The organism is Marinomonas sp. TI.3.20, from assembly GCF_038155025.1.
Taxonomy (GTDB): domain Bacteria; phylum Pseudomonadota; class Gammaproteobacteria; order Pseudomonadales; family Marinomonadaceae; genus Marinomonas; species Marinomonas flavescens.
The window spans coordinates 33,244-52,715 of the sequence record NZ_JBAKAS010000019.1 but is presented as its reverse complement, the minus strand read 5'-3'; the positions used below and the strand labels follow the sequence as shown (position 1 = coordinate 52,715).

The 19,472-nt window shown below is 44.7% G+C and carries 27 protein-coding genes; all 27 read left to right on the top strand.

Annotated elements, in window-relative coordinates:
- Positions 1-17: 17 nt before the first annotated feature.
- Positions 18-4,223 carry a DNA-directed RNA polymerase subunit beta' gene (gene rpoC, locus V6259_RS16550; RefSeq protein WP_341585482.1) on the top strand — a complete coding sequence of 1,402 codons (4,206 nt, stop codon included), beginning with the start codon at positions 18-20 and terminating at the stop codon, positions 4,221-4,223.
- Positions 4,224-4,360: 137 nt separating this feature from the next.
- Complete coding sequence (gene rpsL, locus V6259_RS16545) at positions 4,361-4,735, top strand: 30S ribosomal protein S12 (protein ID WP_012071941.1); 375 nt, start codon at positions 4,361-4,363, stop codon at positions 4,733-4,735.
- A gap of 99 nt (positions 4,736-4,834) precedes the next feature.
- Positions 4,835-5,308, top strand: coding sequence for a 30S ribosomal protein S7 (gene rpsG, locus V6259_RS16540; protein WP_133012980.1), 474 nt, complete (start codon positions 4,835-4,837; stop codon positions 5,306-5,308).
- Between the two features lie 21 nt (positions 5,309-5,329).
- A complete protein-coding gene (gene fusA / locus V6259_RS16535) occupies positions 5,330-7,423 on the top strand; it encodes an elongation factor G (RefSeq protein ID WP_341585481.1) in 2,094 nt (697 codons plus the stop codon).
- Between the two features lie 35 nt (positions 7,424-7,458).
- Positions 7,459-8,682, top strand: coding sequence for an elongation factor Tu (tuf, locus tag V6259_RS16530; RefSeq protein ID WP_341585480.1), 1,224 nt, complete (start codon positions 7,459-7,461; stop codon positions 8,680-8,682).
- 207 nt (positions 8,683-8,889) lie between these two features.
- The gene (rpsJ, locus tag V6259_RS16525) at positions 8,890-9,201 is read left to right on the top strand and encodes a 30S ribosomal protein S10 (protein ID WP_012071937.1); all 312 of its coding nucleotides are present in this window, start codon (positions 8,890-8,892) and stop codon (positions 9,199-9,201) included.
- A 127-nt stretch (positions 9,202-9,328) separates the two neighbouring features.
- The gene (gene rplC / locus V6259_RS16520) at positions 9,329-9,967 is read left to right on the top strand and encodes a 50S ribosomal protein L3 (protein ID WP_133012983.1); all 639 of its coding nucleotides are present in this window, start codon (positions 9,329-9,331) and stop codon (positions 9,965-9,967) included.
- A gap of 12 nt (positions 9,968-9,979) precedes the next feature.
- Entirely contained in the window at positions 9,980-10,585 is a 606-nt protein-coding gene (gene rplD, locus V6259_RS16515) for a 50S ribosomal protein L4 (protein ID WP_133012984.1), read from the top strand.
- The gene (gene rplW, locus V6259_RS16510) at positions 10,582-10,878 is read left to right on the top strand and encodes a 50S ribosomal protein L23 (RefSeq protein WP_133012985.1); all 297 of its coding nucleotides are present in this window, start codon (positions 10,582-10,584) and stop codon (positions 10,876-10,878) included. The genes rplD and rplW overlap by 4 nt, the downstream gene beginning before the upstream one ends.
- Before the next feature lie 14 nt (positions 10,879-10,892).
- On the top strand, positions 10,893-11,717 hold the full coding sequence (gene rplB, locus V6259_RS16505) for a 50S ribosomal protein L2 (protein ID WP_133012986.1): 825 nt from the start codon (positions 10,893-10,895) through the stop codon (positions 11,715-11,717).
- A 15-nt stretch (positions 11,718-11,732) separates the two neighbouring features.
- Positions 11,733-12,008 (top strand): 30S ribosomal protein S19, encoded by a 276-nt coding sequence (gene rpsS / locus V6259_RS16500; protein ID WP_115898955.1) that lies wholly within the window; start codon positions 11,733-11,735, stop codon positions 12,006-12,008.
- A 14-nt stretch (positions 12,009-12,022) separates the two neighbouring features.
- Complete coding sequence (gene rplV, locus V6259_RS16495) at positions 12,023-12,355, top strand: 50S ribosomal protein L22 (protein WP_341585479.1); 333 nt, start codon at positions 12,023-12,025, stop codon at positions 12,353-12,355.
- Between the two features lie 14 nt (positions 12,356-12,369).
- Positions 12,370-13,050, top strand: a complete 681-nt coding sequence (gene rpsC / locus V6259_RS16490; RefSeq protein WP_133012988.1) for a 30S ribosomal protein S3 — start codon at positions 12,370-12,372, stop codon at positions 13,048-13,050.
- 10 nt (positions 13,051-13,060) lie between these two features.
- A complete protein-coding gene (rplP, locus tag V6259_RS16485; protein WP_036163123.1) occupies positions 13,061-13,474 on the top strand; it encodes a 50S ribosomal protein L16 in 414 nt (137 codons plus the stop codon).
- The gene (gene rpmC / locus V6259_RS16480) at positions 13,475-13,666 is read left to right on the top strand and encodes a 50S ribosomal protein L29 (RefSeq protein ID WP_133012989.1); all 192 of its coding nucleotides are present in this window, start codon (positions 13,475-13,477) and stop codon (positions 13,664-13,666) included.
- A gap of 1 nt (position 13,667) precedes the next feature.
- Entirely contained in the window at positions 13,668-13,928 is a 261-nt protein-coding gene (gene rpsQ / locus V6259_RS16475; protein WP_341585478.1) for a 30S ribosomal protein S17, read from the top strand.
- 52 nt (positions 13,929-13,980) lie between these two features.
- Positions 13,981-14,349 carry a 50S ribosomal protein L14 gene (gene rplN / locus V6259_RS16470; RefSeq protein ID WP_133012991.1) on the top strand — a complete coding sequence of 123 codons (369 nt, stop codon included), beginning with the start codon at positions 13,981-13,983 and terminating at the stop codon, positions 14,347-14,349.
- A gap of 17 nt (positions 14,350-14,366) precedes the next feature.
- Positions 14,367-14,684, top strand: a complete 318-nt coding sequence (rplX, locus tag V6259_RS16465) for a 50S ribosomal protein L24 (protein WP_133012992.1) — start codon at positions 14,367-14,369, stop codon at positions 14,682-14,684.
- A gap of 17 nt (positions 14,685-14,701) precedes the next feature.
- Positions 14,702-15,241, top strand: a complete 540-nt coding sequence (rplE, locus tag V6259_RS16460) for a 50S ribosomal protein L5 (RefSeq protein WP_133012993.1) — start codon at positions 14,702-14,704, stop codon at positions 15,239-15,241.
- 12 nt (positions 15,242-15,253) lie between these two features.
- Positions 15,254-15,559: a 30S ribosomal protein S14 gene (gene rpsN / locus V6259_RS16455; RefSeq protein ID WP_036163133.1), complete on the top strand. Its 306-nt coding sequence runs from the start codon at positions 15,254-15,256 to the stop codon at positions 15,557-15,559.
- A gap of 128 nt (positions 15,560-15,687) precedes the next feature.
- Positions 15,688-16,080 carry a 30S ribosomal protein S8 gene (rpsH, locus tag V6259_RS16450; protein WP_133012994.1) on the top strand — a complete coding sequence of 131 codons (393 nt, stop codon included), beginning with the start codon at positions 15,688-15,690 and terminating at the stop codon, positions 16,078-16,080.
- Between the two features lie 8 nt (positions 16,081-16,088).
- Complete coding sequence (rplF, locus tag V6259_RS16445; protein WP_341585477.1) at positions 16,089-16,622, top strand: 50S ribosomal protein L6; 534 nt, start codon at positions 16,089-16,091, stop codon at positions 16,620-16,622.
- Positions 16,623-16,632: 10 nt separating this feature from the next.
- Positions 16,633-16,983 carry a 50S ribosomal protein L18 gene (gene rplR / locus V6259_RS16440; RefSeq protein WP_341585476.1) on the top strand — a complete coding sequence of 117 codons (351 nt, stop codon included), beginning with the start codon at positions 16,633-16,635 and terminating at the stop codon, positions 16,981-16,983.
- 11 nt (positions 16,984-16,994) lie between these two features.
- The gene (gene rpsE, locus V6259_RS16435) at positions 16,995-17,495 is read left to right on the top strand and encodes a 30S ribosomal protein S5 (RefSeq protein WP_133012997.1); all 501 of its coding nucleotides are present in this window, start codon (positions 16,995-16,997) and stop codon (positions 17,493-17,495) included.
- A 6-nt stretch (positions 17,496-17,501) separates the two neighbouring features.
- Positions 17,502-17,687 (top strand): 50S ribosomal protein L30, encoded by a 186-nt coding sequence (gene rpmD, locus V6259_RS16430; protein WP_012071918.1) that lies wholly within the window; start codon positions 17,502-17,504, stop codon positions 17,685-17,687.
- Between the two features lies 1 nt (position 17,688).
- Positions 17,689-18,123, top strand: a complete 435-nt coding sequence (gene rplO, locus V6259_RS16425) for a 50S ribosomal protein L15 (protein ID WP_133012998.1) — start codon at positions 17,689-17,691, stop codon at positions 18,121-18,123.
- Entirely contained in the window at positions 18,124-19,455 is a 1,332-nt protein-coding gene (gene secY, locus V6259_RS16420) for a preprotein translocase subunit SecY (RefSeq protein ID WP_133012999.1), read from the top strand.
- The last annotated feature ends 17 nt before the right edge of the window (positions 19,456-19,472 follow it).

The window sequence follows — 19,472 nt, the reverse complement described above, 5'->3', positions numbered from 1 at the left end:
AGTGGGGCGAATAAACCATGAAAGACTTATTAGGTCTTCTAAAATCACAGGGACAATCTGACGAGTTTGATGCGATCCGTATCGGCTTGGCGTCACCAGATATGATTCGTTCATGGTCTTATGGCGAAGTTAAAAAGCCTGAGACTATTAACTATCGTACGTTCAAACCAGAGCGTGACGGTCTTTTCTGTGCAAAAATCTTTGGTCCTATTAAGGACTACGAATGTTTGTGTGGTAAATACAAGCGTTTGAAACACCGCGGTGTTATTTGTGAGAAATGTGGCGTTGAAGTTGCTCTTTCTAAAGTGCGTCGTGAGCGCATGGGGCATATTGAACTTGCATCGCCTGTTGCACATATTTGGTTCTTGAAGTCTCTACCATCTCGTATTGGCCTTATCCTAGATATGACGCTACGTGATATTGAGCGTGTTTTGTATTTTGAATCTTTCATTGTGATTGATCCAGGTATGACAACGCTTGATAAAGGCCAATTGCTAAATGACGAGCAGTATTTTGAAGCGCTAGAAGAATTCGGCGACGAATTCGATGCCCGCATGGGTGCAGAAGCGGTTCAGATGCTACTTCGCGATTTAGAAATGCCTGAAGAAATCAATCGCATGCGCGAAGAGCTAAACAGCACGAATTCTGAAACTCGTATTAAGAAGCTATCTAAGCGTCTTAAGCTAGTTGAAGCTTTCTATCATTCTGGTAACAACCCAGAATGGATGGTGCTAGAAGTATTACCAGTTCTTCCGCCAGATTTACGTCCATTGGTACCTCTTGAGGGTGGCCGTTTTGCGACGTCTGATTTGAACGACCTTTACCGTCGTGTGATTAACCGTAACAACCGTCTAAAACGCCTATTAGAGCTTTCTGCTCCAGACATCATCGTACGTAACGAAAAACGTATGCTGCAAGAGTCTGTTGATGCATTGCTTGATAATGGTCGTCGTGGTCGTGCGATTACCGGTTCTAACAAACGTCCTCTTAAATCTTTGGCAGACATGATCAAAGGTAAACAGGGCCGTTTCCGTCAGAACTTGCTAGGTAAGCGTGTTGACTATTCTGGTCGTTCGGTAATCACAGTAGGTCCATCACTGCGTCTACATCAGTGTGGTCTACCTAAGAAAATGGCACTTGAGTTATTCAAGCCATTCATTTTCTCTAAGCTTGAACTTCGTGGCATGGCGACGACGATCAAAGCAGCGAAGAAAATGGTTGAGCGTGAAACACCTGAAGTGTGGGATATCCTTGAAGAGGTTATCCGCGAACATCCAGTGATGTTGAACCGTGCACCAACACTTCACCGTTTGGGTATCCAAGCGTTTGAACCTATGTTGATCGAAGGTAAAGCGATTCAGTTGCACCCACTAGTGTGTGCGGCTTATAACGCCGATTTCGATGGTGACCAAATGGCGGTTCACGTTCCGTTGACAATTGAAGCGCAGCTTGAAGCTCGTGCCTTAATGATGTCTACGAACAACATCCTATCTCCAGCGAACGGCGAACCTATCATCGTACCTTCTCAGGACGTTGTATTGGGTCTGTACTACATGACTCGTGAGAAAATCAATGCCAAGGGTGAAGGCATGGCATTTTCTGACATCAAGGAAGTACACCGTGCGTATGGTAGCAAGCAAGTTGAATTGCATGCGAAAGTAAAAGTACGCGTTAGCCAAGTGGATACAACGCTTGATGGTGACAAAGTGCCGTCTACTTTCATTGCCGACACTACTGTTGGTCGTGCTTTATTGTTTGATATCGTTCCTGATGGCCTACCATTCTCTGTTATTAACCAGAGTATGAAGAAAAAGGCGATCTCTAACCTGATCAACGAGTGTTACCGTAAAGTGGGCTTGAAAGAGAGTTGTATCTTTGCTGACCAATTGATGTACACAGGTTTTGCTTATGCAACGATTTCAGGTTCTTCTGTTGGTGTGGATGATTTTGTTATTCCACCAGAGAAAGCCGCAATTATCGCGAAAGCAGAAGCAGAAGTTAAAGAGATCGAATACCAGTATGCGGATGGTCTTGTAACACAAGGCGAGAAGTACAACAAAGTAATCGATTTATGGTCTCGTACCAACGAAACCGTAACTGAAGCGATGATGAAAAACTTGGCAAAAGAGACCACTGTCAATAAAGCGGGTGAAACGGTTGAGCAACAATCATTTAACTCGGTTTACATGATGGCTGACTCCGGTGCCCGGGGTAGTGTTGCTCAGATGCGTCAGTTGGGTGGTATGCGTGGTTTGATGGCGAAACCAGATGGTTCCATCATCGAAACACCGATCACTGCGAACTTCCGTGAAGGTCTATCAGTACTTCAGTACTTTACCTCCACTCACGGTGCTCGTAAGGGTCTTGCCGATACGGCACTGAAAACAGCTAACTCCGGTTATTTGACGCGTCGTCTTGTAGACGTTGCACAAGATTTAGTTATCACTGAAGTAGATTGTGGTTCCACTAATGGTATTTCCGTTGTGGCTATGATTGAAGGTGGTGATGTTGTTGTGCCGTTAGGTCATCGTGTATTGGGCCGAGTTGTGGCTCAAGACGTAATGGACGTTAAGGGTAACCTTGTTCTTTCTGCTGGTACTTTGATTGATGAGCACAATGTTCGTGACATCGAAGCGGCTAGTGTGGATGAGATGTTAATCCGCTCTGTTATTACCTGTGATACTCGTCATGGCGTATGTGCTAAATGTTACGGCCGTGATTTGGCGCGTGGACATCAAGTTAACATTGGTGAAGCGATCGGTGTTGTGGCAGCACAATCTATCGGTGAGCCAGGAACACAGTTAACGATGCGTACATTCCACATCGGTGGTGCGGCGTCTCGTGCCTCTGCAGTAGACAGTGTGCAAGTTAAGAGTGCTGGTACAGTTCGCTTCAATAAAATGAAGAGTATCGAACGTCATACAGGTCATTTGGTTGTTGCTTCTCGTTCTTCTGAATTGGCGATTGCTGATGAAGCGGGTCGTGAGAAAGAGCGTTATAAACTTCCTTACGGTGCGGTATTGAGCGTGCGTGAAGGTGATCAAGTTACAGCGGGTCAAATCGTTGCTAACTGGGATCCGCATACACACCCAATCGTATCTGAGATGGAAGGTCGTCTTGAATTTAGTGGTATGGAAGAAAACGTTACTATTCGTCGTCAATCAGACGAAATGACGGGTTTGACTACCATCGAAATTATGGAAATTCGTGACCGTCCGACAGCTGGTAAAGATTTGCGCCCAATGATTGCGGTTGTTGATACTGAAGGTAATCCAGTATTGATTCCAGGGACTGATTCTCCTGTTCAGTACATGCTGCCTGAAAAAGCATTGCTAAGCCTTGATCATGGGGCAACGGTAAAATCTGGTGAAGTTCTTGCACGTATCCCGCAAGAATCTATCGGTAACAAAGATATCACCGGTGGTCTACCTCGAGTGGCAGATCTATTTGAAGCGCGTCGTCCGAAAGATCCAGCTGTAATGGCTGAAACTACGGGTGTGGTTAGCTTCGGTAAAGAAACAAAAGGTAAGATCCGTTTGGTCGTTACGCCACAAGATGGTAGTGATCCAATCGAGACATTGATTCCTAAATGGCGTCAAATCAACATCTTCGATGGTGAAGAAGTGGCTAAAGGTGAGATTATCTCCGATGGTCCTATGAGCCCTCATGATATCTTGCGTCTTAAAGGTGTAGAAGCGCTTGCTGATTACATCACTAATGAAGTGCAAGAAGTTTATCGCTTACAAGGCGTTGTGATTAACGATAAGCACATTGAAGTTATCGTTCGTCAGATGTTGCGTAAAGTAGATGTTGGTGAGTCTGGTGATACAGATCTTATCCAAGGTGACCAAGTTGAGTTAACGAAACTTCTAGATGCAAACGAAAAAGCAGAAGCAGAAGGTAAATTTACTGCTAAGTTTGAACGCGTGCTTCTAGGTATCACCAAAGCATCATTGGCTACTGAGTCCTTTATATCAGCAGCATCTTTCCAAGAGACAACTCGAGTTTTAACGGAAGGTGCAGTAACTGGTAAGAAAGATCACTTACGTGGCTTGAAAGAAAACGTTGTAGTAGGTCGTCTGATTCCAGCCGGAACAGGCTTGGCTTATCACAGCGAACGCAAGCGTAAAAAAGAGCTTGCATTAGCAGCAGCGAATGAAGGTAGTGCAACAATTAGTGCTTCAGAAGTAGAAGAAGCATTGAGTGCAGCACTAAAAGACTAGATATTCGTTGTTAAATGTCTAGGGAGGTGATTTTTTAGTCGCCTCCCTATTGACTGTTTTATAGGCGCAAATTACACTTGCGCCTCCTTAATTTTGGCGATTTCCGCCATGAGAATTGGATCTGTGGAGCTTGTTTAATGGCAACCGTTAACCAGTTGGTTCGTAAACCACGTAAACGTAAAGTGGCAAAGAGTGACGTTCCTGCGTTACAAGCTTGTCCGCAACGCCGCGGCGTCTGCACACGCGTATATACTACTACCCCTAAAAAGCCTAACTCGGCTTTGCGTAAAGTATGTCGTGTTCGCTTGACGAACGGCTTTGAAGTAACTTCATACATCGGTGGTGAAGGTCACAACCTGCAAGAACACAGCGTAGTGCTGATTCGCGGCGGTCGTGTAAAAGATCTACCGGGTGTTCGTTACCACACAGTACGTGGTAGCTTGGATACTTCAGGCGTACAAAATCGTAAGCAAGGCCGTTCTAAATACGGTACTAAACGCCCTAAGAAGTAAGTTAACACTGCTTAATAGATCGTTTGGATATGAAATTTTAATACAGTAAGGCCGAGCAATAATTGTATTGTCTCGGGCGAACCTGAAGAGGATATAGACATGCCTAGAAGACGCGTCGTCGCAAAGCGTGAGATCCTTCCGGATCCTAAACACGGAAGCCAGCTCCTTGCTAAGTTCATTAACCACGTAATGGTTAGTGGCAAAAAATCTGTTGCAGAAAGCATTGTTTATAATGCACTGAATACAGTAGCAGCTCGCGCTAAAACTGAAGAGCCAATGGGTCTTTTCGAAAAAGCTCTAGAATCTATCCAGCCAATGGTTGAGGTTAAATCTCGCCGTGTTGGTGGTGCGACTTACCAAGTCCCTGTAGAAGTACGCCCAGCTCGTCGTGTAGCTTTGTCTATGCGTTGGTTGGTAGAAGCGTCTCGTAAGCGTGGTGAAAAATCCATGGCGCTTCGTCTAGCAGGTGAAATTCTAGACGCATCTGAGAATAAAGGTTCTGCTGTTAAGAAACGTGAAGACGTTCACCGTATGGCTGAAGCTAACAAAGCATTCTCTCACTACCGTTTCTAATAGACCGGAGCAACAAAGACAGTGGCACGTAAAACACCTATCAACCGCTACCGAAATATTGGTATTTGTGCGCATGTTGATGCAGGTAAAACGACGACAACTGAACGCGTTCTTTTCTATACTGGTTTGTCTCATAAAATTGGTGAGGTGCATGATGGCGCCGCAACAATGGATTGGATGGAACAAGAGCAAGAGCGTGGTATCACTATTACTTCAGCGGCAACAACTTGCTTCTGGGGTGGTATGAGTAAACAGTTTGATCAGCATCGTATTAACATTATCGATACACCGGGGCACGTAGATTTCACGATTGAAGTGGAACGTTCTTTGCGTGTTCTTGATGGTGCGGTGGTTGTGCTCTGTGGTTCTTCTGGTGTTCAACCTCAAACGGAAACAGTTTGGCGTCAAGCAAATAAATATGAAGTGCCTCGTATGGTGTTCGTCAATAAGATGGATCGTACTGGTGCGGATTTTTTCTCTGTTGTGCGTCAGCTTAAAGATCGTTTGGGTGCAAATGCTGTTCCAATACAGATCAATATAGGCTCTGAGGAAGACTTTCAGGGTGTTGTTGATTTGGTTCTTATGAAGGCAATTCGCTGGAATGATGAAGATCACGGTATGACATTCTCTTTAGAGGATATACCTAGTGAGCTTCTTGATGAGGCGAATGAATGGCGTGAGAAGTTGGTTGAAGAGGCTGCAGAAGCTAATGAAGAATTAACAGACAAATATCTTGAAGAAGGTGAATTGTCTGTTGAAGATATCAAAGCAGGTTTGCGTGCACGCACATTGGCTAATGAAATTGTATTGGTTACATGTGGTTCTGCGTTTAAAAACAAAGGTGTTCAGGCTGTTCTGGATGCCATTGTTGAGTATATGCCTTCTCCTGTCGAAGTTAAGGCGATAGAAGGCACGCTTGAAGATGGTGAAACGCTTGTCACTCGTGAAGCGGATGACAGCGCTCCTTTTTCTGCGTTAGCGTTTAAAATTGCAACAGATCCATTTGTTGGCACGCTGACCTTTATTCGAGTGTACTCTGGTGTATTAAAAACAGGCGATGCGGTTTACAATTCTGTTAAGCAGAAGCGTGAGCGTGTCGGCCGAATGGTTCAAATGCATGCCAATAATCGTGAAGAGATCAAAGAAGTGCTTGCTGGAGACATCGCTGCCGCTATTGGTATGAAAGATGTCACTACAGGTGATACGCTTTGTGATATGAAAGATGTTGTTGTGCTTGAGCGCATGGAATTTCCAGAGCCTGTAATCTCGGTTGCGGTTGAGCCTAGATCTCAAGCCGATCAAGAGAAGATGGGTGTTGCGCTGGGTAAACTTGCGCAAGAAGATCCGTCTTTCCGTGTCGAAACGCATGAAGAGACCGGGCAGACGATTATTTCTGGTATGGGCGAATTGCATCTTGAAATTCTAATTGACCGTATGCGTCGTGAATTCAAGGTCGAGGCTAACATTGGTAAGCCTCAAGTTTCGTACCGAGAAAAAATTCGCAAAGAAGTGATAATTGATCACAAATTTGTTCGTCAATCTGGTGGTCGTGGTCAATATGGTCACGTCGTAATGAAGTTAATTCCAACCGATAAGGAAGGACTTGAGTTTGTTAACGAGATTGTTGGTGGTGCTATTCCAAAAGAATACATCCCTGCAATAGAAAAGGGTGTTTCGGAGCAAATGAAGAATGGTGTGATCGCTGGTTTCCCTTTACTGGGTATCAAGGTCGTATTGTTTGATGGTTCATTCCATGATGTTGACTCCAATGAAATGGCCTTTAAAATTGCAGCTTCTCAAGGCTTAAAGAAAGGAGCAGTTGATGCTGATCCTTGCGTTCTTGAGCCTGTAATGAAAGTGGAAGTTGTTACCCCTGAAGAATACATGGGCGATGTGATGGGTGACCTGAATCGTCGTCGTGGTCTTGTACAGGGGATGGACGATTCCCCGTCTGGTAAAATTATTCGAGCAGAAGTGCCTTTGGGCGAGATGTTTGGGTATGCAACCGACGTGCGTAGCTTGTCGCAAGGGCGTGCAAGTTATGCGATGGAATTTGAGAAATACGCTGAAGCACCAGCTAGTGTGGCAGACGCGATCATCAAAAATGAAGATTAATCATCATACTTACTAATTCTTAAGGTGTATGTATCATGGCAAAGAGTAAATTCGAACGTAATAAACCACACGTTAACGTTGGTACTATCGGTCACGTTGACCACGGTAAAACAACTTTAACAGCAGCATTAACTCGTGTATGTGCAGAAGTTTTCGGCGGAACCGCTGTTGCTTTTGACGGTATCGATAATGCACCAGAAGAGCGCGAGCGCGGTATCACTATCTCTACGTCCCACGTAGAGTATGATTCTCCAAGTCGTCACTATGCACACGTAGATTGTCCTGGACACGCCGATTATGTTAAAAACATGATCACTGGTGCTGCTCAAATGGATGGTGCGATTCTAGTATGTGGCGCGACTGATGGCCCTATGCCTCAGACTCGTGAGCACATCCTTCTTTCTCGTCAAGTAGGTGTTCCTTACATCGTTGTCTTCCTAAACAAAGCTGATTTGTTGGCTGAAGACTGTGGTGGCGCGGATTCTGAAGAATACGCAGAAATGATTGAGTTGGTTGAAATGGAATTACGCGACCTTCTTACTGAATACGACTTCCCAGGTGATGATACTCCAATCATTGCTGGTTCTGCTTTGATGGCATTGAACGGCGAAGACGACAACGAAATGGGCACTACTGCTGTTAAGAAACTTGTTGAAACTCTTGACACTTACATCCCTGAGCCAGAGCGTGCAATCGACGGTGCATTCATCATGCCTATCGAAGATGTGTTCTCTATCCAAGGTCGCGGTACAGTAGTTACTGGTCGTGTTGAGCGCGGAATTGTTCGAATCGGTGAAGAAGTTGAAATCGTGGGTATCCGTGATACTCAGAAAACAACTTGTACTGGTGTTGAAATGTTCCGTAAGCTTCTAGACGAAGGTCGTGCTGGCGAGAACTGTGGTGTTCTTCTACGTGGTACTAAGCGTGATGATGTTCAGCGTGGTCAAGTTTTGGCTAAGCCTGGTTCTATCACTCCGCATACTGAGTTCACTGCAGAAGTATATGTTCTTGGTAAAGATGAAGGTGGTCGTCACACTCCATTCTTCAAAGGCTACCGTCCTCAGTTCTACTTCCGTACAACTGACGTAACTGGTGCTTGTGAGCTTCCAGAAGGCGTAGAAATGGTTATGCCTGGTGATAACATTCAAATGACTGTTACTCTAATTCACCCAATCGCGATGGACGACGGTCTACGTTTCGCGATTCGTGAAGGTGGTCGTACAGTTGGTGCGGGTGTTGTAGCTAAAGTAATCAAATAATTAATTTTACAATTAATTATTTAGAGCTAGAAAAGGGCCGCTCGAATTTCGAGTGGCCTTTTTTATTTGTTGGTAAATGTATCCTTTCAGAAATTGGTTACTTGACAACCAGTTTTCGAATGGCTAATATTCGCCGTCCTTAAAAAAAGGATGTTAGCCTAATAAATGTACAGTTAGGTTATCAAAACAATGTATTTGGAGTTGGAAATGCAAAGCCAAAAAATCCGTATTCGTTTGAAAGCATTTGATCACCGTCTGATTGATGCTTCAACACAAGAAATTGTGGATACAGCGAAACGCACAGGTGCGCAAGTACGTGGACCGATTCCACTTCCTACTCGCAAAGAGCGTTATACAGTATTGATTTCTCCACACGTAAACAAAGATGCGCGTGATCAGTATGAAATCCGTACACATAAACGTGTTCTAGACATCGTTGAGCCAACAGAAAAAACAGTTGATGCTCTAATGAAGTTAGATCTTGCGGCAGGCGTGGAAGTACAAATTTCTTTAGGTTAATAGCTTAAAGTTTGGGGTGCGAGAACCGACTGGTTATCAGTCGGCTTATGCACATTAGTGGAATGGTCTGGAATGACCAGCCATAGCGGGTGATAGCCCCGTACACAACTGGCAAATGAGGTACAAAATGACTATTCAATTAGTCGGACGCAAAGCCGGAATGACACGCATCTTCACAGAAGATGGTTCATCCGTGCCAGTAACCGTCATCGAGGTTGAACCGAACCGCGTTACTCAGGTGAAAACTACAGAAACTGACGGCTATCAAGCCGTGCAAGTAACTGTTGGTACTCGCCGTTCGAGCCGCGTCACTAAAGCTGCTGCAGGTCATTTTGCAAAAGCTACAGTTGAAGCAGGTCGTGGTTTGTGGGAGTTCCGCCTGGCAGGTGACGAAAAAGAAATCAATGTTGGTGATGAGCTAACTGTTGCTGATTTCGAATCTATCTCTATGGTTGATGTAACTGGTCAATCTAAAGGTAAAGGTTTTCAAGGTGCCATTAAGCGTCATAATTTCAGCATGCAAGACGCGACGCATGGTAACTCATTGTCTCACCGTTCTGCTGGTTCTATTGGCCAATGTCAAACACCTGGTCGTGTTTGGAAAGGCAAAAAGATGGCAGGACACATGGGCGCAGCACAAGTTACTACTCAGTCATTAGAAGTAGTACGTGTTGATACAGAACGTAACCTTATCCTAGTGAAGGGTGCGGTTCCTGGCGCTGTTAACGGTGATGTTATTCTTCAATCAGCTGTTAAAGCTCGCTAAGAGGGGTAGACAATGAACTTGAATCTTACAGGCACGGAAGGAACTATCGAAGTTTCTGAAGTAGCCTTTGCTCGTGAATACAACGAAGCGCTAGTACACCAGGTAGTTACATCTTACTTGGCTGGCGGTCGTCAAGGTTCACGAGCTCAGAAAACACGCTCTGAAGTAGCTGGTGGTGGCCGTAAACCTTGGAAACAAAAAGGTTCTGGTCGTGCACGTGCAGGTACAATCCGTAGTCCATTATGGCGCTCCGGTGGTGTTACTTTCGCTGCAAAACCACAAGATCACTCTCAGAAAGTAAACAAGAAGATGTACCGTGCAGCAATGCGCACCATCTGGTCTGAGTTAGTACGTCAAGACCGCCTTGTTGTTGTTGAAGAGCTTAAATTGGAATCTCCAAAAACTAAGCTTTTCAAAGCCAAAATGACAGAATTGAATATTGAGAATGCTCTGATTATTTCCCATGAATTGGATGATAATCTGTTTTTAGCAGCTCGCAACATTTCAAGCGTAGATGTGCGTGATGCAGCGTCTATCGACCCTGTTAGCTTGATTGCTTACGACAAAGTGTTGGTGACAGTTGGTGCTCTGAAACAAGTTGAGGAGGCACTAGCATGATCGGCGAACGCATTTATAAAGTTCTGTTGGGTCCACATATTTCCGAAAAAGCAACTATCGTATCCGAAGGAAACGGTCAGTATGTTTTTCGTGTTACTGGTGATGCAACGAAACCTGAAATCAAAAAAGCTATCGAAGCGCTTTTTGAAGTCAATGTTGAGTCTGTTCGCACGTTGAACCAAAAAGGTAAAACAAAGCGTACAGTTCGTGGTCTAGGTAAACGTAGTGACGTGAAAAAAGCGTATGTACGTTTGGCTGATGGCCAAGAAATTGACTTCATGGTCGCTGAATAAGGGGAGATAGGTCAATGGCTGTTGTAAAAAGTAAGCCAACGTCTGCAGGCCGTCGTCACGTTGTTAAAGTTACCAACAACGATTTGCACAAAGGCGCACCATATGCACCTTTGCTAGAGAAAAAAAGCAAATCGGGTGGACGTAACAATAACGGACGCATCACTACGCGTCACGTAGGTGGTGGTCATAAGCAGCATTATCGTATGGTTGATTTTCGTCGTAACAAAGACGGAATCACATCGGTAGTTGAGCGTTTGGAATATGATCCAAACCGTTCTGCAAATATAGCATTGGTTAGATATGCTGATGGTGAGCGTCGTTACATTATCGCTTCTAAAGGTATGGTAGCTGGTACTGTTCTTTCTAGTGGTGCAGATGCGCCTATCAAATCTGGTAATACTTTGCCTCTGCAAAATATTCCAGTTGGTAGTACGGTTCACTGTATCGAGCTTAAGCCTGGTAAAGGTGCGCAAATTGCGCGTTCAGCCGGAACTTCTGCTCAGCTAGTTGCTCGTGAAGGTCGTTACGTAACGCTTCGTCTTCGTTCTGGCGAAATGCGCAAAGTATTGACTGAATGTCGCGCTACTTTAGGTGAAGTATCAAACTCTGAGCATAGCTTGCGAGTTCTTGGTAAAGCTGGTGCTACGCGTTGGCGTGGTGTTCGTCCAACCGTTCGCGGTTCGGCAATGAACCCAGTTGATCACCCACATGGTGGTGGTGAAGGTCGTAGCAAAGGTGGTCGTCACCCAGTTACGCCATGGGGTGTACCTACTAAAGGGTACAAAACACGCAGCAACAAGCGTACTGATAAACTTATTGTACGTCGTCGTACTAAGTAATAAGAGGAAACGACTGTGCCACGTTCACTAAAAAAAGGTCCTTTCATCGACCTTCATTTGTTGAAAAAGGTAGAGGCTGCGGTAGAGAAAAATGAACGCCGTCCAATTAAGACTTGGTCACGCCGTTCTACCATCTTCCCTGATTTTGTAGGGTTGACTATCGCTGTCCATAATGGTCGCCAGCATGTTCCAGTTCTAGTAACTGAAGACATGGTCGGTCATAAATTGGGTGAGTTCGCTCCGACCCGTACATATCGTGGTCATGCTGCGGACAAGAAAGCCAAACGGTAACAAGGGGTATTAATATGAGTGAAGTAAAAGCTTCATTAAAAGGTGCTCGCCTTTCAGCGCAGAAGGCCCGTTTGGTTGTAGATCAAATCCGTGGCAAATCTGTTAGCGAAGCACTGAACATCTTAGCGTTCAGTCCTAAGAAGGCGGCAGTAATTGTCAAAAAAGTACTAGAGTCTGCTGTAGCTAACGCTGAGCATAACGAAGGTGCTGATATTGATGACTTGCGTGTTTCTACGGCGTATGTTGACGAGGCAATGACTCTGAAACGTATTAAGCCACGTGCTAAAGGCCGTGCTGACCGTATTCTTAAACGCGGTTGCCATATTACAGTTAAAGTCGCTGACTAATTAGGAGAAACCCAATGGGTCAGAAGGTTCATCCAACTGGAATACGCTTAGGGATTGTTAAAGACCATACTTCTACTTGGTATGCGAACAATCAAAATTATTCTAAGCTATTACTAAACGATCTTCAGGTTCGTAAGTTCTTGGAGAAAAAATTGGTCCAGGCTTCTGTATCTCGTATCGAGATTCAGCGTCCTGCTCAAACTGCCCGTATTACTATCTACACTGCCCGTCCAGGCATTGTAATTGGTAAGAAAGGTGAAGATGTTGAGAAACTGCGTAATGCTGTTTCTGAGATGATGGGCGTTCCTGTTCACATCAACATCGAAGAAATTCGTAAGCCTGAATTGGATGCGAAATTGGTTGCAGCAAACATCGCTAGCCAATTAGAGCGTCGTGTTATGTTTCGTCGTGCGATGAAGCGTGCAGTACAAAACGCTATGCGTGCAGGCGCGAAAGGTATCAAGGTTCAGGTTAGTGGTCGTCTAGGCGGTGCTGAAATCGCACGTGCTGAGTGGTATCGAGAAGGCCGTGTGCCTCTTCACACTCTACGCGCTGACATTGACTACGCTCCTTATGAAGCAAACACAACTTACGGCATCATTGGTGTTAAAGTGTGGATCTTCAAAGGCGAAATCTTGGGCGGTATTGAGCAAGTGCGTGCTGATAAAGGCGCACAAAAGAAGAAGTCTAAGTAGGGGGTAAGTCATGTTACAACCGAAACGTACTAAGTTCCGCAAGATGATGAAGGGCCGTAACCGCGGTCTTGCTCTTCGCGGAAACCAAGTTAGCTTTGGTGAATTCGGATTGAAGTCCACAGAACGTGGTCGTCTTACTGCTCGTCAAATTGAAGCGGCGCGTCGTGCAATGACTCGTCACATCAAACGTGGTGGTAAAATCTGGATTCGTGTGTTCCCTGATAAGCCGATTACTCAGAAACCTCTTGAGGTTCGTCAGGGTAAAGGTAAGGGTAATGTAGAATACTGGGTTGCACAGATTCAACCTGGCAAGATGCTTTATGAAGTTGAGGGTGTTTCAGAACAGCTTGCACGCGAAGCGTTTGCTTTGGCTGCTGCTAAACTTCCTTTGTCCACAACTTTCGTAACGCGTACGGTGATGTAGATGATAGCAAAAGAACTGCAAGAAAAGTCTGTAGCAGAGCTACAAACGACCTTGATTGAGCTTCTACGTGAGCAATTCACATTGCGCATGCAGAAGGCCACTGGTCAGCTGACGCAAACTCATTTGCTTCCTCAAGTCCGCCGCAATATTGCACGTGTTAAAACCGTGCTAAATGATAAGGCAGGAAACTAAGATGGCAGAGACAAAACCGCGTATAGCTACTGGTAAAGTAGTCAGCGACAAAATGGATAAAACCATTACAGTACTCGTTGAACGTACGGAAAAACATCCGTTGTACGGTAAGTATGTACGTCGTTCAACTAAATTACACGCTCACGATGAAAACAATGAGTGCCAGATCGGTGATACTGTTAAGGTCGTTGAAACACGTCCTTACTCTAAGTCTAAGACTTGGAACCTGGTTCAAGTTGTTGAGAAAACTGCAGCTATTTAAGCTGCAATTTTCCTTCGTGAGACTTGTTATCTAATTTGATTGGAGAGCAGAAATGATTCAAACAGAATCGATGCTTGATGTTGCAGATAACAGCGGCGCAAAGCGTGTTCAGTGTATAAAAGTACTGGGTGGCTCACATCGTCGTTATGCTGCTATCGGTGACATTATTAAAGTCACAGTGAAAGAAGCGATCCCTCGTGGTCGTGTTAAGAAAGGGCAAGTTCTGAACGCAGTTGTCGTTAGGACTAAGAAAGGTGTTCGTCGTCCTGATGGTTCTGTAATCCGTTTTGATGTAAACTCAGCGGTTCTATTGAATGCTGCAGGACAGCCACTTGGTACTCGTATCTTTGGCCCTGTAACACGTGAGTTGCGAACTGAGCAGTTCATGAAAATTGTTTCTCTTGCACCTGAAGTGCTGTAAGAGGGAAGGGGACATTTATGCGTAAGATCAAACGTGACGACGAAGTAATCGTGATTGCAGGTAAAGATAAAGGCAAACGCGGTAAAGTTGTTAAAGTAGTAGACGAAAGCCGAGTTCTTGTTTCTGGTATCAATATGATGAAGAAACACGAAAAGCCAAACCCTATGAAGGGTTCGACTGGCGGAATCGTTGAAAAAGAAGCACCTATCCAGGTTTCTAACGTAGCTATTTATAATAATGCTACAGACAAAGCGGATCGCGTCGGCTTTAAATTGAATGAAGATGGTACGAAAGTACGTATTTTTAAATCAAACAGTGAAGCGATCGACGCCTAAGAGCGAGAATTATAGCCATGGCGAGACTTAAGCAAGTTTATAAAGATAATGTTGTATCTGCTCTTACTGAAGAGTTTGCATACAAGAATGTGATGGAAGTGCCGAAAATCACTAAAATCACATTGAATATGGGTGTTGGTGAAGCTATTGCAGACAAGAAACTTCTTGAAAATGCGGTAAACGATCTTGAAGCACTTAGCGGCCAAAAAGTTGTAGTAACTAAGGCTCGTAAATCAGTAGCAGGCTTTAAAATCCGTGACGGTTACCCGATCGGTTGTAAAGTTACTCTACGTGGTGAGCGTATGTGGGATTTCTTCGACCGTTTGGTTGATGTAGCTATTCCACGTATTCGTGACTTTCGTGGACTTAATCCTAAGTCTTTTGATGGTCGTGGTAACTACAGCATGGGCGTTAAAGAGCAGATCATCTTCCCTGAAATCGATTACGATAAAGTGGACCGTGTACGTGGTATGGATATTACCATTACGACGACTGCTCGTACCGACGAAGAAGGTCGTGCTTTGCTAGCCGCCTTTAGTTTCCCATTCAAGAAATAAGAGGTAGGAATCATGGCAAAGATCTCAATGATTCAACGCGAAGCAAAACGCACCAAATTAGTAGCTAAGTATGCTGAAAAGCGTGCTGCTCTAAAAGCGATCATTAGCGACGTTAATGCATCGGACGATGAAAAGTGGGAAGCTAGCTTGAAACTTCAAGCGCTTCCACGCGATTCGTCTTCTTCTCGCCAGCGCAACCGTTGTCAAATAACGGGTCGCCCACATGGTGTTTATCGTAAGTTTGGTTTATCAAGAATCAAACTTCGAGAAGCGGCTATGCGCGGTGATGTACCAGGCTTGAAGAAAGCTAGTTGGTAAGCAAGTAGAGCACGATCATAATACATGACAGTGGGTGGGGTGTCTAAAAGCTGGACATCTTGTCCGCTGCTGTGTACTATGCGCGAGCTCTATTTGCTGCACAATGGTTTTTAATTAGGAGCTCTTTAATGAGTATGCAAGATACCCTTGCGGATATGTTTACACGTATTCGTAATGCACAGATGGCTGCAAAGACCTCTGTGAGCATGCCTTCATCAAAAATGAAGACATCTGTCGCTGCAGTTCTACAAGAAGAAGGTTACGTAGGTAACTTTTCTGTAGACGAAGCGATTAAACCGACCCTTACTATCGAGTTGAAATACTACGAAGGTAAGCCGGTTATCGAACAAATTAAACGCGCATCACGCCCAAGTTTGCGTCAATACAAAGGTCACACTGCACTACCTAAAGTAGAAGCAGGCCTTGGTGTTGCAATCATATCTACCTCTAAAGGTGTTATGACAGACCGTGCAGCTCGCGCTGCTGGTATCGGCGGTGAAGTAATCTGCACAGTATTCTAGGAGTTAGTATGTCTCGAGTTGCTAATAGTCCCGTGACGCTTCCTAGTGGTGTAGATCTAACCCTAAATGGCCAAACTGTTGTTGTTAAAGGCGGCAAAGGTTCATTAGAGTTTAATGTTCACACAAGCGTACAAGTGTCTAAAGAAGAAAATGTTATCACCTTCGCTGCCCGCGATGGTGCAAAACAAAGCCGTGCCTTAGCTGGTACAACTCGCGCTTTGGTCAACAACATGGTTGTTGGTGTAAGCCAAGGTTTTGAGAAAAAATTGCTTCTTCAAGGTGTTGGTTATCGTGCTGCCCTAAAAGGTAAAGTACTTAACCTGTCTTTGGGTTTTTCTCACCCAGTAGACTATGAACTACCTGAAGGCATTACAGCTGAATGTACTTCACAGACAGAGATTGTGATCAGGGGTGTTGATAAACAAGCCGTTGGCCAAGTCGCTGCAGAAGTTCGCGGTTTCCGTCCACCAGAGCCTTATAAAGGCAAAGGTGTTCGCTATGCTGACGAAACTATTCGTCGTAAAGAAGCTAAGAAGAAGTAGGTAAGCATTCATGAACACTAAGAAACAATCTCGAATTCGTCGTGCACGTCGTGCACGCCTACATATTCGTGAACTAGGTGCGAATCGTCTTACTGTACATCGCACACCACGTCATATGTATGCTCAAGTGATATCTTCATGTGGTAGCAAAGTGCTAGCAAGCGCTTCTACTCTAGAAGAAAATCTACGTGCTACAGCGACTGGCAACAAAGAAGCGGCTATACAAGTCGGTACTTTGATTGCTACACGCGCTAAAGAAGCAGGTGTCACTTCGGTCGCTTTTGACCGTTCTGGCTTCAAATACCATGGCCGCGTTCAAGCTCTTGCTGACGCAGCTCGTGAAGCCGGTCTAGAGTTCTAAAGGGGTAGCAAATGGCAGTTAACGATCAACAAACTAGCGACCTCCAAGAGAAGCTAGTTCAAGTAAACCGCGTTGCTAAAGTTGTAAAGGGCGGTCGTATCTTCTCTTTCACAGCTTTGACAGTCGTAGGTGATGGAAAAGGTAAGGTTGGCTTCGGTCGCGGTAAAGCGCGTGAAGTCCCTCAGGCTATCCAAAAAGCGATGGAACAAGCTCGTCGCAACATGGTTTCAGTAAGACTTGATGGCGATACTTTACAGTATCCTATTAAAGCAGTGCACGGGGCTTCTAAAGTCTACATGCAGCCTGCTTCTCAAGGTACTGGTATCATCGCCGGCGGTGCAATGCGTGCAGTTCTAGAAATTGCAGGCGTTCACAACGTTTTGGCAAAATGTTACGGATCTACAAACCCAGTAAACGTAGTTCGCGCTACGATTAAAGGTTTGCAAGATATGAAAGCACCTGAGCAAATCGCGGCTAAACGCGGTAAGTCAGTCGATCAAATTTTGGGGTAATGTGTTATGGCGAATAATACCATCACAGTTCAACTAACCCGCAGCCCGATCGGTCGTCTTCCAAAGCACCGTGAAACTGTTAAAGGCTTGGGTTTGCGTAAAGTTGGCCAAACACGTGAGTTGGAAGATACTCCATCAGTACGTGGTATGGTTAATAAAGTTTATTACATGGTAAAAGTGGTAGGGGAATAACATGTTCTTAAATACACTTAGTCCTGCTGAGGGTAGCAAACATGCTCCTAAACGTGTTGGTCGCGGTATTGGTAGCGGCTTGGGCAAAACCGGCGGACGAGGCCATAAAGGTCTTAAATCTCGCTCTGGTGGCTCAGTAAAACCTGGTTTTGAAGGTGGTCAAATGCCTTTGCAGCGTCGTCTGCCAAAATTTGGTTTTACTTCACGTCAAGCAAAGTATGTTGCTGAAGTTCGTTTAAACGAACTTACTGCTGTAAATGCTGAAGTTGTAGATTTGGCAGCTCTTAAAAGCGCCGACATTCTTGGTCATCAAATTAAGACAGCTCGTGTAATTTTGTCAGGTTCTATCGACAAAGCAATTACTGTTCGTGGTCTTAAAGTGACTAAAGGTGCTCGTGCCGCTATTGAAGCTGCTGGCGGAAAAGTCGAGGAATAGATGGCAAAGCGTGGCTCACTACCAGCTGGAATGCAAAACGGATTAAGCGAACTTTGGTCGCGTATTCGTTTCGTTTTCATAGCAATTATTGTATACCGAATTGGTGCACACATCCCTGTCCCGGGTATTAACCCTGATAGATTGTCTGCCCTGTTTAACCAAAATGAAGGCACAATTCTGAGTTTATTTAACGTATTCTCAGGGGGCGCGCTCGAGCGTATGAGTATTTTTGCGCTTGGTATTCTGCCCTATATTTCTGCCTCTATTATTATGCAGTTATTAACGGTTGTGAGTCCGCAACTAGAGCAGTTGAAGAAAGAGGGTGAAGCGGGTCGTCGCAAGATAACTCAGTACACTCGCTACGGTACTGTTCTTTTGGCACTTGTTCAGTCTGCCTCCATGGCAGTCGGTTTGGCCAGTCAGGGTATTTCGTTTAGTAATGGTATTGAGTTTTATGGCGTTGCTGTAGTTACTCTAGTTGCTGGAACGGTTTTCTTGATGTGGCTTGGCGAACAAGTGACAGAGAAAGGGATTGGTAATGGTATTTCTATTATCATTTTCTCCGGTATTGTTGCCGGCTTACCTTCTGCTCTAGGCCGTTCATTTGAGTCGGCTCGTCAAGGCGATATTAATATTCTTGCCTTATTGTTGATTGGTATTATTGCCGTGGCAACTATCGCGCTCGTTGTTTTCATCGAACGTGGTCAGCGTCGTATTACGGTTAATTATGCTAAGCGTCAGCAAGGCAATAAAGTGTTTGCTGCACAAAAGAGTCATTTGCCACTTAAAGTGAATATGGCGGGTGTTATCCCACCTATATTTGCTTCAAGTATCCTTTTGTTCCCTGCTTCGATCGGCCAATGGTTTGGTCAAGGCAAAGGAATGGAATGGTTGCAAAATATTTCTTTGGCTCTCGCTCCTGGGCAACCTCTCTATGTGTTGTTGTTTTCGATAGCAATCGTTTTCTTTTGCTTCTTTTATACAGCGCTAGTGTTCAACCCTAAAGATGTGGCAGATAATTTAAAAAAATCCGGTGCTTTTTTACCGGGTATTCGTCCAGGCGATCATACAGCTCGATATATTGATGGTGTAATGACCCGTTTGACATTGTTTGGTGCTTTATACATCACTCTAGTGTCTCTGATGCCTCAGTTCTTTGTTGTTGCGTGGAATGTTCCATTCTACTTTGGCGGTACTTCGTTGTTAATCATCGTTGTTGTTGTCATGGACTTTATGTCCCAAGTTCAAAGTCATTTGATGAGTCATCAATACGAGTCGTTAATGAAGAAGTCTAATCTGACTGGTTATGGTCAAAATGGCCTAATGCGATAGCATAGGTTGGAGTTGAA

Excerpts from the sequence above, each read along its gene's own strand:
- rplP (WP_036163123.1), top strand. The coding sequence starts at position 13,061 with ATGTTACAACCGAAACGTACTAAGTTCCGCAAGATGATGAAGGGCCGT.
- rplW (WP_133012985.1), top strand. The coding sequence starts at position 10,582 with ATGATCGGCGAACGCATTTATAAAGTTCTGTTGGGTCCACATATTTCC.
- rplE (WP_133012993.1), top strand. The coding sequence starts at position 14,702 with ATGGCGAGACTTAAGCAAGTTTATAAAGATAATGTTGTATCTGCTCTT.
- rpsJ (WP_012071937.1), top strand. The coding sequence starts at position 8,890 with ATGCAAAGCCAAAAAATCCGTATTCGTTTGAAAGCATTTGATCACCGT.
- rplD (WP_133012984.1), top strand. The coding sequence starts at position 9,980 with ATGAACTTGAATCTTACAGGCACGGAAGGAACTATCGAAGTTTCTGAA.
- rpsH (WP_133012994.1), top strand. The coding sequence starts at position 15,688 with ATGAGTATGCAAGATACCCTTGCGGATATGTTTACACGTATTCGTAAT.
- rpmD (WP_012071918.1), top strand. The coding sequence starts at position 17,502 with ATGGCGAATAATACCATCACAGTTCAACTAACCCGCAGCCCGATCGGT.
- rpmC (WP_133012989.1), top strand. The coding sequence starts at position 13,475 with ATGATAGCAAAAGAACTGCAAGAAAAGTCTGTAGCAGAGCTACAAACG.
- rpsC (WP_133012988.1), top strand. The coding sequence starts at position 12,370 with ATGGGTCAGAAGGTTCATCCAACTGGAATACGCTTAGGGATTGTTAAA.
- rplC (WP_133012983.1), top strand. The coding sequence starts at position 9,329 with ATGACTATTCAATTAGTCGGACGCAAAGCCGGAATGACACGCATCTTC.
- tuf (WP_341585480.1), top strand. The coding sequence starts at position 7,459 with ATGGCAAAGAGTAAATTCGAACGTAATAAACCACACGTTAACGTTGGT.
- rpsL (WP_012071941.1), top strand. The coding sequence starts at position 4,361 with ATGGCAACCGTTAACCAGTTGGTTCGTAAACCACGTAAACGTAAAGTG.
- rplF (WP_341585477.1), top strand. The coding sequence starts at position 16,089 with ATGTCTCGAGTTGCTAATAGTCCCGTGACGCTTCCTAGTGGTGTAGAT.
- rpsN (WP_036163133.1), top strand. The coding sequence starts at position 15,254 with ATGGCAAAGATCTCAATGATTCAACGCGAAGCAAAACGCACCAAATTA.
- rplR (WP_341585476.1), top strand. The coding sequence starts at position 16,633 with ATGAACACTAAGAAACAATCTCGAATTCGTCGTGCACGTCGTGCACGC.
- rplX (WP_133012992.1), top strand. The coding sequence starts at position 14,367 with ATGCGTAAGATCAAACGTGACGACGAAGTAATCGTGATTGCAGGTAAA.
- rpsQ (WP_341585478.1), top strand. The coding sequence starts at position 13,668 with ATGGCAGAGACAAAACCGCGTATAGCTACTGGTAAAGTAGTCAGCGAC.
- rpoC (WP_341585482.1), top strand. The coding sequence starts at position 18 with ATGAAAGACTTATTAGGTCTTCTAAAATCACAGGGACAATCTGACGAG.
- rpsG (WP_133012980.1), top strand. The coding sequence starts at position 4,835 with ATGCCTAGAAGACGCGTCGTCGCAAAGCGTGAGATCCTTCCGGATCCT.
- rplB (WP_133012986.1), top strand. The coding sequence starts at position 10,893 with ATGGCTGTTGTAAAAAGTAAGCCAACGTCTGCAGGCCGTCGTCACGTT.
- rplN (WP_133012991.1), top strand. The coding sequence starts at position 13,981 with ATGATTCAAACAGAATCGATGCTTGATGTTGCAGATAACAGCGGCGCA.
- rplO (WP_133012998.1), top strand. The coding sequence starts at position 17,689 with ATGTTCTTAAATACACTTAGTCCTGCTGAGGGTAGCAAACATGCTCCT.
- secY (WP_133012999.1), top strand. The coding sequence starts at position 18,124 with ATGGCAAAGCGTGGCTCACTACCAGCTGGAATGCAAAACGGATTAAGC.
- rplV (WP_341585479.1), top strand. The coding sequence starts at position 12,023 with ATGAGTGAAGTAAAAGCTTCATTAAAAGGTGCTCGCCTTTCAGCGCAG.
- rpsE (WP_133012997.1), top strand. The coding sequence starts at position 16,995 with ATGGCAGTTAACGATCAACAAACTAGCGACCTCCAAGAGAAGCTAGTT.